Origin of the sequence: Acetomicrobium sp. UBA5826 (assembly GCF_002433005.1) — a bacterium.
Lineage (GTDB): Bacteria > Synergistota > Synergistia > Synergistales > Acetomicrobiaceae > Acetomicrobium.
Genome location: NZ_DJHF01000012.1, coordinates 14,565 through 28,885 on the forward strand (window position 1 = coordinate 14,565; position 14,321 = coordinate 28,885).

Annotated in this window: 10 protein-coding genes and 2 tRNA genes; 6 read left to right on the plus strand and 6 right to left on the minus strand. The window is 46.7% G+C overall.

All coding sequences use genetic code 11. From position 1 onward, the window contains the following. Positions 1-20: 20 nt before the first annotated feature. On the minus strand, positions 21-1,340 hold the full coding sequence (gene gltX, locus B3N34_RS02985) for a glutamate--tRNA ligase (protein WP_286974827.1): 1,320 nt from the start codon (positions 1,338-1,340) through the stop codon (positions 21-23). Between the two features lie 162 nt (positions 1,341-1,502). On the opposite strand from gltX, the gene polA reads away from it, so the two are divergent. Beyond that, positions 1,503-4,073: a DNA polymerase I gene (gene polA, locus B3N34_RS02990; protein WP_286974829.1), complete on the plus strand. Its 2,571-nt coding sequence runs from the start codon at positions 1,503-1,505 to the stop codon at positions 4,071-4,073. 10 nt (positions 4,074-4,083) lie between these two features. On the opposite strand, the gene B3N34_RS02995 is transcribed toward polA, so the two are convergent. Next, positions 4,084-5,568 (minus strand): ABC1 kinase family protein, encoded by a 1,485-nt coding sequence (locus tag B3N34_RS02995; RefSeq protein ID WP_286974831.1) that lies wholly within the window; start codon positions 5,566-5,568, stop codon positions 4,084-4,086. Positions 5,569-5,719: 151 nt separating this feature from the next. Between B3N34_RS02995 and B3N34_RS03000 the strand changes: the two genes are divergently transcribed. After that, entirely contained in the window at positions 5,720-6,886 is a 1,167-nt protein-coding gene (locus tag B3N34_RS03000; protein ID WP_286974833.1) for a SurA N-terminal domain-containing protein, read from the plus strand. A 116-nt stretch (positions 6,887-7,002) separates the two neighbouring features. Here B3N34_RS03000 and B3N34_RS03005 read toward each other — a convergent pair whose 3' ends face one another. Next, entirely contained in the window at positions 7,003-7,575 is a 573-nt protein-coding gene (locus tag B3N34_RS03005) for a 2-oxoacid:acceptor oxidoreductase family protein (protein WP_286974835.1), read from the minus strand. A gap of 28 nt (positions 7,576-7,603) precedes the next feature. After that, complete coding sequence (locus tag B3N34_RS03010; protein WP_286974836.1) at positions 7,604-9,478, minus strand: thiamine pyrophosphate-dependent enzyme; 1,875 nt, start codon at positions 9,476-9,478, stop codon at positions 7,604-7,606. Between the two features lie 277 nt (positions 9,479-9,755). Here B3N34_RS03010 and B3N34_RS03015 point away from each other — a divergent pair. The 3 genes from B3N34_RS03015 (at position 9,756) to B3N34_RS03025 (ending at position 11,886) form a co-directional block, all read left to right on the plus strand. Beyond that, positions 9,756-9,849: transfer RNA gene (locus B3N34_RS03015), tRNA-Ser, on the plus strand. A 14-nt stretch (positions 9,850-9,863) separates the two neighbouring features. After that, positions 9,864-9,940, plus strand: a tRNA-Arg gene (locus B3N34_RS03020). 236 nt (positions 9,941-10,176) lie between these two features. Then, positions 10,177-11,886: an ABC-ATPase domain-containing protein gene (locus tag B3N34_RS03025; RefSeq protein ID WP_286974838.1), complete on the plus strand. Its 1,710-nt coding sequence runs from the start codon at positions 10,177-10,179 to the stop codon at positions 11,884-11,886. Positions 11,887-11,892: 6 nt separating this feature from the next. On the opposite strand, the gene B3N34_RS03030 is transcribed toward B3N34_RS03025, so the two are convergent. Beyond that, on the minus strand, positions 11,893-12,249 hold the full coding sequence (locus B3N34_RS03030; RefSeq protein WP_286974840.1) for a S24 family peptidase: 357 nt from the start codon (positions 12,247-12,249) through the stop codon (positions 11,893-11,895). A gap of 13 nt (positions 12,250-12,262) precedes the next feature. Continuing rightward, the gene (locus tag B3N34_RS03035) at positions 12,263-13,522 is read right to left on the minus strand and encodes a Y-family DNA polymerase (protein WP_286974841.1); all 1,260 of its coding nucleotides are present in this window, start codon (positions 13,520-13,522) and stop codon (positions 12,263-12,265) included. Between the two features lie 144 nt (positions 13,523-13,666). Here B3N34_RS03035 and B3N34_RS03040 point away from each other — a divergent pair, with 144 nt between their 5' ends. Continuing rightward, on the plus strand, positions 13,667-14,317 hold the full coding sequence (locus tag B3N34_RS03040; protein ID WP_286974843.1) for a LexA family protein: 651 nt from the start codon (positions 13,667-13,669) through the stop codon (positions 14,315-14,317). Positions 14,318-14,321 lie beyond the last annotated feature (4 nt).

A 14,321-nucleotide genomic window follows, 5' to 3' on the forward strand; every position in this document is an offset into this window, starting at 1 on the left:
GGAAAGTTTAATTTGAAAACTTATTCGGATACGTTGAGTATGCCCCAGTGGGAAAGCCTTTTTATCGTCTCGTCCTTTCCAAGAAGTTCGATAACTTCGAAAATTCCCGGGCTCACCTTGGTGCCCGTCAGAAGGACTCTCAACGGCATGGCTATCTTTTTTAAAGGCACTTCTCTTTTGTTGCTCCACTCTCGAGCGAAATCTTCCAAAGTCTTCGTCTCCCACTGGGATAGTTTTATCATATCCTCACAAAAGGGACCCAACACCTCCTTAGAAGTTGCAGCGTATTCCCGATCGACCCTTTCTTTGACGGGCTCGAAGGTCAAGAAATAATCAGTATATTCTGCCAGCTCCTTTAAGGTTTGTCCCCTTCCTTCCATTATCTCCAGGACCTTGGCCAGATAATCGGAGCTGTGGTTGTGATAAGGCAGTCCCAAATCTTCCCAGAATGGCTTGACGGCTTCCAGACGTTTGTCGGAATTCATTCGTTTGATATGTTCCTGATTGATGTGGCGCAATTTGTCCATATCGAATACCGCTGCCCTTTTGTTTACGTCCTTGATGTCAAACAACTCGACGGCTTCTTCTATGGTAAAGATCTCGCGGTCATCTCCCGGTGACCATCCCAGCAAAGTAAGGAAGTTGAATAACGCTTCTGGCAAAAAGCCCATATCTTTATATTCAAGCACGTTGGTGGCTCCGTGCCTTTTAGAAAGTTTCTTCTTGTCTTTACCAAGAATCATTGGCAGATGTGCAAATTGTGGGAGCTCGAAACCCAGGGCCTTATAAAGCAATATTTGCTTAGGTGTATTGGCGATGTGGTCCTCTCCTCTTATGACGTGGGTTATGGACATAGTGTAATCGTCTATGACAACGGCATAATTATAAGTTGGCATTCCGTCGCTTTTTATCATTACTATGTCCTTTAAGGTCTCGCTTTTAACCTCAATATGTCCGTAAACTATATCATCGAAAGACACTATCTCGCCGGGAACTACCCTGAATATAATGGCTTCGCCTTCACGATAGGCGAGCCCCTTATCCACCAGCTTGCCGGCATATTCCCTATATATCTCAAGCCTTTCGGATTGACGGTAGGGACCATAAGGACCACCGGCTCTGGGGCCTTCGTCCCACAGCAAGCCAAGCCATTCAAGGCCGGAATATATGCTTTCCTCATATTCCAGGGTTGACCTTTCTCTGTCCGAATCTTCTATGCGAAGCACAAATTTACCGCCCATGTGCCTTGCCCAAAGCCAATTGAAAAGTGCCGTATGGGCACCTCCAATGTGAAGATTTCCCGTCGGACTCGGGGCGAAGCGAACTCTGACTTCGTTCATGAATAATACCTCCTAATCAAGAGTAACGAGTAATGTGATATTGTAGCATTTAATAAACATTATGGCATTTTTAGACTTTATGATGGTACAAAAATCTGCCTTTGTCATCGGCTGTTGCATATATTACAATTGTATCAAAAACTAAAAGGGAGATGTCGCCTTTTGAAGGAAGAAAGGATACTTTTAGTGGATGGACATGCCTTGGCCTTCAGAGCATTCTATGCCTTGCCGGAACTTAACGCGCCCGATGGGATGCCCACCAATGCAATATTAGGATTTTTAAATATGCTGCTTAAGGTAATAAACGATGAAAACCCAGATCAAGTCATTGTCTTTTTCGATGCCAAAGGCGAGACATTCAGGCATGAAGCATACAAAGAATACAAAGAAGGAAGGCCTCCGACTCCTGAGGAGTTTAAGCCGCAATTGCTCCTCATAAAGGAGATAATGAAATACCTAGGTTATCCCGTCATAGAGATTGAGGGCGTTGAGGCAGACGATGCAATAGCCTCTGTCGTTCGTATTTTGGAGGGAAAGGGCAGCGCTTTAGTGTTGACGGCCGATAAGGACATGCTCCAGTTGATAAGGGCTGATGTCAAAGTCATGAGACCCATAAAGGGCGTTTCTACTTTCAAGGTATATGATGAAAAAACCTTTGAAGAGGAGTTTGGTTTTCCTCCCTCTTCCTTTCCCGATTATCTTTCTTTGATAGGAGATAAAGTGGATAACATTCCCGGCATTCCCGGCATTGGGCCCAAAAAGGCCTCGGCATTAATACAACAATATGGCAGTTTGGAAAATTTATATGAGCACATAAACGAACTGCCCCAAAAAATTGCATCGAGCCTGAAGGATAAAAAGGACGAACTATTCCAATGGAGAGAGCTCATTCGCCTGCGTGATACCTTGTGCATAAGCCCCGATGAATTTAAAGGCGGAGGAGAAAGAGACAAAGAAGCACTGATTGATATATTTCAAAGGCTTGGCTTTAAGCAGATACCCGAAAGGCTTGGCCTGAGAGTAAAGGATGTCGATTCCAGGGAAACTCGCTCTAAAGCGGGAGAGGACGAAGAGACACCCAACACTGAGGAAAACCAAGATTGGAGTAAAATCGTAGCCTTAGCCTTTGAAGGCAGGGGCCGTTATCCTCAGTCCTTTGCCCTTTCACGATGCGTCTTAGCCGAAAGGGAAGGGTCTTTTTATCTGTTAGAGCCCAAGGGCGATGACGATTACGATGCTTTGGTCGAAAAATTAAGGGAAAAAGAAATCCTGATCTGGGGGTTCAAGGAGTTTACAACTGCAATAAAGAAAGCACCCTTTAAAAAGGACAAGGTATGGGACGGCAAAATAGCTTATTATTTGCTTCATCCCGATAAATCGTCATCCAAAGAAGGTTTGGCCGAAATAAAAAAGATGCTGAAAAGCGAAGAAGGCCTGGATAAAGAGGCTTTGTCCCTTTTTGACCTGTACGGGAAGATATCTTCAGAGATGGACGAAGCATTGCATGGCCTCATGTATCGAATCGATATACCTCTGTCGGTTGTCCTTTCAAAGATGGAAAGAAAGGGAATACGCCTCGACCTGGACCATCTTTGGAAGGTAAAGCAAGAGCTGGAGAGAACACTCGATGACGTAAAGGCCTCCATAGACATGGCGGCCGGTTCCAAGGTAAACCTAAACTCGCCTAAGCAGGTAGGCTGGCTGCTTTTCGATCACCTGGGACTACCTGTCATAAAGAAGACTAAAACGGGATATTCTACCGATGTTACCGTTCTTGAGGAGTTAAGTCGATTGGATAGGCCCGAGGCATTGGTGGCAAAACTTCTCCTGGATCACAGGGAGCTTACTAAAATGCTTACCGGATTTGTACAGCCCTTGATCGACGCCATCGATCCCAAGACCGGCAAGGTGCATACCACATTTGAACATACGAGCACCGGTACCGGGCGGTTGAGCAGCCGAGATCCAAACCTTCAAAACCTCCCTGCCTACGGTGACTGGGCAACGAAACTAAAGGAGGCGTTTATCCCGGATCGAAGGGACGGCATATTTATTGCTGCCGATTATTCACAGATAGAGTTGCGCGTTCTGGCGCACATTTCAGGAGACAAAAAGCTATGCGAAGCCTTTGAGAAGGGTAGGGATATTCATGCAGAGACGGCAGCATGGATATTTGGTGTGGATACGGAAAAGGTTTCCCCAGAACTTAGGAGAATGGCGAAAATGATAAACTTCGGATTACTGTACGGAATGACTCCCTATGGCCTTGCATCTAGGTTAAATATAGGCAGAGAAGAGGCCAAAACAATTATAGATAGGTATTTTTCTGCCTTTCCTAAAGTGGGAGATTACATTGAAAAAAGCTATGAGGAGGCAAGAAAGAGAGGTTATACCCTATCGCTTTTTGGAAGAAGAAGACCATTGAACGAGGTTACTACAGTAGTGGGAAACAGCACGGCAGCTTTGAAAAGGGTCGCTATTAATACCCCAATTCAAAGCACGGCCGCCGACATAACGAAGATCGCCATGATACGCTTGGACGAAGCCCTACAAAGAGAAAATATTGATGCTGCGCTAATATTGCAAATTCATGACTCACTCATTTGTGAATGTTCCGCAAAGGACGAGGAGGTCGTTTCCGGGATCCTAAAAGAGAGCATGGAAAGCGCCGTAGAGCTTTCGGTGCCTCTGGAGGTTAACCTAAAGAGCGGCCGCACTTTGGCCGAAGTGTGAAGCGCAGCCGCTACCTTCTGACGAGAATAAGAGAGGCAAACAGCCACAGGGCAAACCAATATGGGTGAGCGCCCTGTGGTAAAGCCATGAAGCCGATGCCGAAAATCGACAGCAAGAAGGCCATGCCCAAAGCTGATGTATCGCTTCTTTTCTCCTGCTGTTTTCTGCTCGTTGATGTTGTGGTCATGGAAATGTCGAACAGGGCTTGTTTTACTTTTTCCTTCCCAAGCTCCATGAAGAGTATTGGCTGAAGGTGAAGTATGGAGGTAACTTCCTGGAAACTTTCGTTTAAAAGCTCCTCGAAGCCAATTTCGGGATCCAGCGTGTGGAGAGTGCCCTCAAGCATCGATAGGGCCTTGACCTGATATAACAAGGGCTTCGGTATCTTTATGCCCCAGATAGGGCTTTGGGCTATCATGTCTTTTAGCATGTCGGGCAAGGAAAGCTGTCCTAAGGGCCTGTGCAGGTAGTCCTCGAGAAAGTCGTATATTTCGTTTTCAATGGCCAAAGGATCCGATTGACCCTGAATTACTCCCAGGGACGCGAGGCTGCTGTAGACAAGGCTGATATCCCTGCGCAGCAACCCCCAAAAGAGCAACATGGATTTATGCCTTATCTTCTCAGATAAAAAGGTAGTGGCGCCGTAATCCAAAAGCACCAGATGCTCGTCTTCGTCCACCAATATGTTTCCAAAATGAGGATCCGTATGAACGAGCCCCTCTTTTAGAAATTTATATAAGTAGGTCTTTGCCAGAGAAAGAGCCATATGGTGACGCCTGAAACGTGACAAATGAGGCACGGCCCTGTCGAGTCTCTGGCCGTTGTGAAACGACATGGTGAGTATATGTTTGGTGCATAACCCGGGGTATCCCTTTGGGACTTTTACTTCCCATTCGGCAGGCAGTCCTTCGCCGTATTTTCTCATGCATGCCAGTTCCCTGAGAAGGTCCAGTTCCTTGATGATGTTGCTGGAGAATTCATCAACTGTATCCTTCAGATCGATGGGGAATGATTGAGAGTCGGGGAGTCTCTTGACCAAAAAGCGCATTATTTTTATATCTTCTTCGATGCGCTGCTCGACATCTGGTCTTAAGATCTTCATCGCGGCAACCCGCCCGTCTTTGAGATCGCATTTATGAACCTGTGCCAAGCTGGCAGCACCAATGGGCTGGGGATCCCAAAAGGATATCTCATCCAACTTGTCTCCCAGCTCGTCCTGGATAAGCTTAAACACCTTTGGCGGAGGAGAGGGGGGTAACTCGTCCAACAGATGGGATAAAGCTTCTGCTATAATGGGCGGCAGCACGTCGTAATGACAGCTCAACATTTGGCCGAGCTTGATGAACGAAGGCCCCAGATGTTCAAATCTGTTTTTTATATCGGAGACCTCGTCCTCAGGTATGGTTTTATAACTCCTTAAACTGAGCCTGCGAAGCTTGATGAATAGCGGTATCGCATTTAGCGTCAGCTCGCTACCTCTCGTTAAAATGCTCAAAAAGTATCACCCCTTTGCCCGTTGCCTCTATTATATACGGAGATATACTGATTTTGTTAAAATAACTGTTGTGATATATACTATGTGCTGTTATGTGTATAGAAAATATGTGAATGATTTTCGGGAACCATAATGAAAGGGGAAGGTTGTAATGATTTTAAAGGCGCTTCGAACGAGAACTAAGGTAATCATGATCGCAGTCGCAGTAGCATTCGTTATTTCCATATTTGCAGGGTATGGCATTTACTCCAGAAGAGAAGGTTCTTCCGCCACTACGGAGAAGGATAAAGTGGTGGCCAAAGCCAATGGAACCAACATCATGCTTTCTCAGATAGATATGGGTGTCAGGCAATTAATGGACCAGATGGGGATAAGCAACTTACCTCAGAGTCAGTATTATATTTTGAGAAAACACGTTTTGGACCAAATAGTCTTAGATATGGAGTTGGATAAGGAAGTCAAGGATAACAAGATCGAAGTCACAGATGATGAGATAAACGTGGCCATGGATAGGATAATTTCCCAGTTCCCGACAAAGGAAGCCTACCAGGATTATTTAAGCGCATATAACATCAAAGAGGAAGATCTTAAAAAAGAACTAAGAAGGCAGCTGGCTCAGCAGAAGCTATTGCAGACGGCGGTGAAAACGGACGATACGGTTACCGAGGAAGAAATGCAGGAGTTTTATGAGGCTAGAGGCAACGACTACTTCGTGCGCCCCGAAGGACTGTGGGTGAACTTTGCTGTTTTTTCTGACGAAAAAACAGCTCAAGAAGTCAGGGATATCCTTGCGAGTGGACAGACATGGGATGATGTAATGAGTCAGTATGGCGATAAAGCTTTGCACAGCACTTCCTACGATAAGCCTTTACTGTTGCCAATGACGACTTTGGAAGCCCAGGAAGAGTTGCTACCCCTGAAGGAGCTAAAAGAAGGCGAGCTTAGCCAACCAATCCAGCTTGATGAGGAGCAGTTTGGTATCTATTTGGTCAAAGGATACCAAAAACAGGAAAAGATCCCATATGATGAGGTTAAAGAAAATATTAAACTTGCTTTAAGCCAGCAGAAAGCCCAAGCGCAACGTCAGGAGTATTTGCAGGGTTTGGTAGATAGGGCTAACGTTGAAATAGTCGACTCTTCCGTATTTGAGGCGCCAAAGGTCGAAGAACCTGCACAACCTTCTGCGGAAGAAGAGGGTGGCCAAGGCAACGATGTTGGAGCAGAGGTCGTTGAAGAAGGCCAATCCGAAAATCAGGCAGAAAGCCAAACGGCGGAGCAGACAGAGACCGATGCCAAGGAAGAGGCTCAGCAGCAGTAATATAATCCTTGAAAACTGAAACCGTTCTTTTGAAAATAGCAGAGAGGACAACCTTTATTAAAGAAAGTCCTCTCTGCTATTTTTATTATAGTAAGTTAGTTATATGATAAAAAGAATTAATCTGCTAAAATTGAATGAAAGAGGTTTAAGTTCAATTCGAGAACCTTCCCGGACAACAGGTCCTCTAAGGCCATTTCGTAGTGTCTTGGTTCGACCGAATCTATCAGCCTTTCCCTTGCCAAGGTTCCGAGTATAGCTATGTTTTGCATTCGAGGGTCGGGCACTTCCCTTGAAACGGCGTATTCTTTGACAGATCGCATCTTGCATTCCCTGCTTATATCGTCAATAGTAACGGATTTTTCTTTGCCAAGCCGTACGTTCAGAGTTTGCAGTGATACGCTATAATAAACTAAGGTACCTTTATCTCTGAGATATGTGTTCAGCCCTCTTAAGGCTTCGTGAATTTCAAGGGCCAAGACCATATCGGCTAGCCCCGGCATTATCAAAGGAGAAAATGCATCCTCTCCTATTCTAATGTGAGAAGTTACCATTCCGCCGCGTTGGGCTAATCCGTGAGTGTCGACTCCTTTTACGGTCAGGCCAGCATGATCTGCGGCGCGTATAATGGTTTCGCTAAGCAATCCTATTCCCTGGCCGCCAACGCCGATCACGAAAATATCTAGCTTCATCTTAACCCCTCCGTTCCTTCGGGAAGCCTTATTTATCCTGATAACCTATTGCCCTGACAGGGCAGGTTTGAATACAAGAGCCGTCTCCTATACACAGCTCTTTGGAAGTTATTACGGATCCGTCGTCCATGAGCTGAAAAGTAGGGCAGGCAAAGACCTTAAGGCACTCATATATGTGTTCGCATTTTTCCTTGTCAACCGATACCTGTCTTTCCACACCTTTGCCCTTCCTGCGTTGTTCTCTGGTAAATTTAAGCATGCAAGGATGGGTAGCTATGACGACGGAAAAGCCCTCTTCGCTAACTGCTTCCTTGATGGCTTCGGTGAGTTTTTCCTGCGAGTAAGCATCGACAACTCTGACGGAGTTGACGCCAAGTCCTTCAAGCATTTTCTTTATAGATATTGCGTCTGTTGGGCCGTTGAAGTTCTTTCCCGATCCGGGATGATCCTGATGACCCGTCATTGCCGTCGTGCCGTTCTCCATTATTACGAGCGTCAGATTGTGGCGGTTGAAGACTGCGTTGATAATACCCGGTAGTCCGGCATGAAAAAGGGTTGAGTCGCCTATAAAAGCCACTACCTTCCGTTCGTCGTTGAACAAAGAAAGACCCGATCCCGTGCCCGTAGAATGTCCCATACACAAGAGGACTTGCCCCATTTCGTGAGGCTCAAGGTAGCCCAAAGTGTGACAACCTATGTCGGCAACAGTTATGTCGGTGCCCTTTAAAGCCCGTTTTACCGCGTAAAAGGCGGATCTGTGTCCGCATCCGGGGCAAAGCTGAGGAGGCCTCGGCGAAGGCAAAACTCCTTTGGGAGAAAAGTCCGTCTCAGGAAGCAGATCATTCCATGTTTTTTTCATTACCTGATAGACCTTTTCGGGTACATATTCGCCGATCCAATCTTCTGCGTCCTTTTTGCCTAAAATTTTCGTCTTCAGTCCATGATCGAAGGCAAGGCTTTTGATCTCAAGTTCTATGAAATTATCCAGTTCTTCAAGTATTTTTACTTCCTCATGGGAGGCCATGAAATCGACAATGGTTTTTTCCGGCAGAGGATATACCATGCCAAGTTTTAACACATCTGGTTTGCTATCGGCAAACTGAAGTGTGTCCATTAGCGATAAAAAGGGCAGGCCTATCGTTATAATACCCCTTTCTTTATTGCTGTTATCTACGGTAGTGTTGAAGGGCGAGTCTTCGGCATATTTTTTGACGGCATCTATGTTTTGGAGAGCTCTTCGCTTCATGGGGTATACAGTCGCCGCGGTCAGGGGAATATAACAGCCAGTTTTAGGATCGAAACGTGACGTTTTGTCCAAAGGCCGGGGCTCCCAGTGGCCAAAACCAACTTTTTCCTTTGCGTGGCAGACGTGAGTAGTAAGCCTTACGATAATCGGCATGTGGTGTTTCTTAGCCAGATCGGCTGCCTCCAAGAACATTTCATATGCTTCCTTTGGCGTGGCGGGCTCAAAGATGGGGACATAAGCCAGGCGAGCAAGATGTCTGTTGTCCTGCTCGTTTTGAGAAGAGTTGGCTCCGGGGTCATCTCCCAGCACTATCACCATGCCGCCCAAAAGATCCATCATGGAAAGTTGAACGAAGGAATCGGCTGCGACGTTTAGGCCTACACTCTTAAAGAATGGACATGATAAATGACCGTTTATGCTGGCTCCGAAGGCTACCTCAAGCGCTACCTTTTCGTTCGTCGAAAATTCGAAGTAGAAAGGGCGCTGATCAAAGGGTACGGAGGCTATTGCCTCGGCGATTTCAGGAGTGGGAGAACCCGGATAGGATGTTGCAACCCTTACCCCTGCCTCTATCATAGCTCTCACAATTGCAGTATCTCCCATGACAATCTCGCTGAAAGGTTCCTTTCTTAAAAGCATCTCTCCTAAGCTCTTCAAGATTGCCACCTCGCTTACCAGATAAATTGAATTAAATTTATTTTAGCACATATAAGAATTTATTCGAGTATCAAAAGATCATGTAAAATATTTGTAGGAGATTTTAATAAGAGATAAGAATAAAGGATCACTCCTTTTGGTACACGGCTGGTCTCTTTAATCCCCTTAATGAAAGTATTGTCCAAAAGGGATTGTCAGGATGGTTGCCTTCTTTGTCAATTTTTGAGGAAGATCGGGATTGACATAAAGCTGGTTAATTTCTAGAATGTCTATGCGGGGTGGGATGGCCGAGTGGCTGAAGGCACTCGCCTGCTAAGCGAGTAGGGTGGCTAAAACCGCCCTCGAGGGTTCGAATCCCTCTCCCACCGCCATAGTTTTTTGCGGTGCGCCGGTAGCTCAACTGGATAGAGCATCGGACTACGGATCCGAAGGTTGGGGGTTCAAATCCTCTCCGGCGCGCCAAATATTAATTTTGACACGTGGCGCAATCTTTATTATAGATGCCCCCAGGACAAATGGCTTGGGGGCAAATTTGTTGGCATATCGAAATACAAAGTCGCACCCTTCGTAGGACTAGTGCAAAATCAATTATTCATTACGATATAGAATTGTGTCACAATTGCCATTTTCCATCCTTTTTTGCTATTCTGGTAAACGCCTTGAAAAATCAGTCTTGTCTGTATTGGAGTGTTTGTGGAATGGAAAAGTTAAAGCGCATTTTATCTCAAATAGATGGCAGAGGTTATAAAGCATACAAGGAGCTTCAGGGTAAGACCTTTCGTTTCCCTCGTTATTCGCTCTGCTTTCAGTACATACAGGGAGATCCCTTTGCTCCGCCGTCGCAGGTTGCTTTGTCCATACCTTTAAAATCGACGGGTTTCCGAGAGGAGTTGTTTTCGAATAAGATCAGACGTATAGCCCTTGAGGACTTTTTGGCCCGTTCAGTTGACAAAGCCATTGAAAAAGCTAATGGCAAGCGTCGCGGATCGGGCAAAAGCGGCTTGACAGCCATAGATGTTCCTAAACAGGAGGTCATCGAAAGGACTTGTATGCGGATCTTGCAGGAGCGCATTGAAGCCAGGTTGTTTATCGGTCTTCCGGCAAGGGGAAGACGAATAGCCGGAGATGAAGCAATGGAGATGTTTTTTGAGGATCTTCCCGAGATTGCCGAGGCATCTCTTTTTATCGAGGTGCTTTCGAGAAGCGATATCCGGCGACACGTTTGTGTAGTGGAAGATCAGGATGCGCTAAGGTCGCAGCTGGAAGAAAGAGGGCTCGTCGCCTTTATAGCTAATGGCTCTTTGCTTCCGAGGCGAAGCGGAGTCGATCAAAGACCTCTGAAAAAGTACGAGGTTGTGCTTTTTGAAAGTCCTCCCTCTATGGAAGTGGAACTTAACGCCCCTAACGCCGGCAAAATAAGGGGAATGGGAATACCTAGAGGTATAACTTTAATTGTGGGCGGTGGTTTTCGCGGCAAGTCCACCCTTCTTTCGGCCATTGAGCGTTCTGTCTACGACCATATTCCCGACGACGGAAGGGAGTATGTCGTAACATTGCGTTCAGCTGTCAAAATAAGGGCGGAGGACGGGCGCAGTGTAGAATGCGTTGACATTTCTCCCTTTATAAGTAATTTGCCCTTTGGTAAGGATACCCTTCGCTTCAGGACCGACAATGCCAGCGGCAGTACGTCGCAGGCCGCCAATATAATCGAGGCCATCGAGGCAGGGGCGAAGCTTCTGCTACTCGACGAAGATACATCGGCTACTAATTTCATGATACGCGATGCCAGAATGCAACGGCTGGTCGCAGCAAACAGAGAGCCGATTACGCCCTTCATCGATCGGGCTCGTCAGCTTTTCGAGATTCTCGGGGTTTCGACGGTTTTGGTCATGGGAGGATCGGGAGATTATTTCGACATCGCGGACCGCGTCGTTTTGATGGATCACTACCGGCCTCAAGACGTCACTTCAAAGGCGCGTGAGATTGCCGGCGAATTGCCAAGCCAAAGGGTTCCCGCGGAGTCCGAACTTCCAAAGTTATCCAACGCTCGCATACCTCTGCCCGAAAGCTTTAATCCCATGATCGGCAAGAAAGTGACGGTTCGCTCCAGAGGAAAAGATCGCATACAATTCGGCAGGACTACCATCGATTTAACTTATGTCGAACAGATTGCCGAGGAAAGCCAAACCAGGGCTATAGGCGGCTTACTTCTTTATGCAGTTAGAAATGGCATTATCGACGGGAAACGTTCTGTACATGAAATTGTTAAAGCCTTGGAAGAACGCATCGACGCCGAGGGGTTGGAAGTCGCATCACCCTTCGCAAGGCCGTCGGCGGACTGTGCAAGGCCAAGGCCCGAAGAAATTTGCGCTGCCATCAATAGGCTAAGGACGCTCGTCGTGCGATAGAAAACTCTATCTTTTGCTTCTGGTCTCGTGCATTATCCACGTTACAATGCCGAAAAACACTTCTTGCATCGGAGCGCCTTGTAGGTTTGCATTAGTCCACGATCGTATGGCTAGAGAGGTAACTTCCTTCAGATGAAGTTCGTTATCCTCTACGACTATGGCGATATCTCCCTCCCTTGGGTTTAAGGAACGATCTACAATTAATACGTCGCCTTTTGCTATGCCCAATTCGGGGCGGTCGCCCGAAGCGCGTAAGAAATATGTCGATGGGCGGTTACGTATGACTAATTCGTTTAAATCTAAGGAGTGGGCCTTTTCTGCGGCGGGCGTGGGAAAGCCTGTGGTGGTATTGAAACGTCGCATTTAGACACCTCCGTCATGCCTTTACCAAGGGGATTTCGTCCCAGTAAGATGTGTAGCGAGGTGAGCGCATGGAAGCGCTGGCTACCCACTTTTGGCTGTCCGGCTTGCCTCCGGCGGCGAGCCAAATCATGGGTTTGTTGGCTTCAAAATTTATTTTGTCGATAATATGCATTAAGGCGTTTAATTTGACGGACTGACCTGCGTCACAAAAAAGTCCCCTCTGTTGCGCCTCGTAAGGAGTAATCTCGGTAAGCAGAACACCCACTCTTTTGTATTTCTTTCCCTCGATATAAGCTAGCTTAAGCCCTTCTAAGGCTGCTTTGACAAGCGAGGGAGTGTCGTTTTTTGGAGTTTCAAGGCGTATTGTCCTGGTGCCCCAATAGAAGTCGTCGGTATGAAAGCTCGTGGCTATGTAGGTTGTGACGGTATCGGTCAGCGACCTTTGCGCTCTCAGTTTTTCCGAGGCCAAGGATGCATAAAAGGCCACGGCCTGACTGAGTTCGTCGTAACTTGTCAAATAGACCCCAAGCGACCTTGAAATGCAGATGCTCTTTCTGTTGTCCGGAACTTCCCGAAAACCGAAACATCTCAACCCGCGGAGCTCATATACCGTTTTTAAGCCGACGACGGATAGGTGCTTTTTTATCCACCCTTCTTCGGCGTATTTCAGGTCGCAGGCTGTGCGTATACGAATCGCACGCAGCTTTTTGGACTGGCGACGCCCTATTCCCCATACGTCTTCCACATCTATGCCTGCCAAAACCGAGTCGGGGTCTTTTTGTGCGGCGATATCATATACGCCTTCCTTGGCCTCTTTCGCCAACTTGGTGGCGATTTTCGCTAATGTCTTTGTCTGGCCGAGGCCAATGGATACGGGTATTCCCACAGATCTTTTTATCGAGCGACGCAGCCTTTTAGCAAAGGCGATCTCATCGCCCGATTTCAAAGAGTCGAGCACTAAGAAACTTTCGTCGATGGAGTAGGGCTCTACTTCGGGACAAAAATGCCGTATCGTCTCCAGGACTCTGCTTGAAATGTCTTGGTAAAGGGCGTAGTTTGAGCTAAAGACTGCCACGTTGTTTTTCGCGATCGTTTCTCTGACTTTAAAGTACGGCACGCCCATGGGTATCCCTAAGGCTTTGGCTTCTCGCGATCTGGCTATTACACATCCGTCGTTATTGGACAGGACGACCACCGGTTTGCCCTTTAAATCCGGCCGAAATATCCTTTCGCATGAGGCGTAAAAACTATCGCAATCCACTAGCGCTATCATCTCGAAGACCTCCCGCAAATTCGGCAGTTATTAACAAATATATTCGCTACTGGTAAAATATCAATGAGTCTTAAGAACTATTTTCGCTTAAAGAGAATATATTTTCGCACAAGGTGTATTATGTAGGATGGGGGTGAAAGAAAGATGTTGGGCGAACGCATAAGGACTTTGAGGAAGAAGATGAGAATGACCGCCACTGAATTGGCGAGGCGAGTAAAGACCAGTCCGTCTCATATCAGCGAAATAGAAAGAGGAGAGAAGACTCCAAGCCTTAATTTATTAGTTAAAATTGCGAAGGAATTGCAGACCAGCATAGATTATCTGACAGGGCTTGAGGGTTTTTCAAAAAAGGCTTTAGATGTGACTGAAGTAGCATTATTGGATCAGGCCTCGGTGACAGCTGCGGGAAAGGCCCTGGATCAGACGGGGGTATATCCCATCGTGGAAGAGATGATTTATGTTCCCGAAGATGCCCTGGGGTCTGTTGGCGATATTCCTCCATTTGCCGTCAGAATCTCCGGCGAAAGCATGATCGGGGCAGGAATAACAGATAACTCTATAGTCGTCATCAATCCCAATGCCGAAGTTGGTCAGGGAGATGTGGCCCTCGTGTCGATCGGCAACGAATGGACGGTGAAATACATATACACCAAGGCCGACGGTTCTCTGGAATTAAGGCCAGCCAACCCTTCTTACAACCCCATATTCTTCGATAAAGAAGACTTGATCTCAGGTTTGGTGAAAGTGATCGGAAAAGTCGTATGGATAATAGGAAAACCCAAGAAGGAGTTTTGACGTT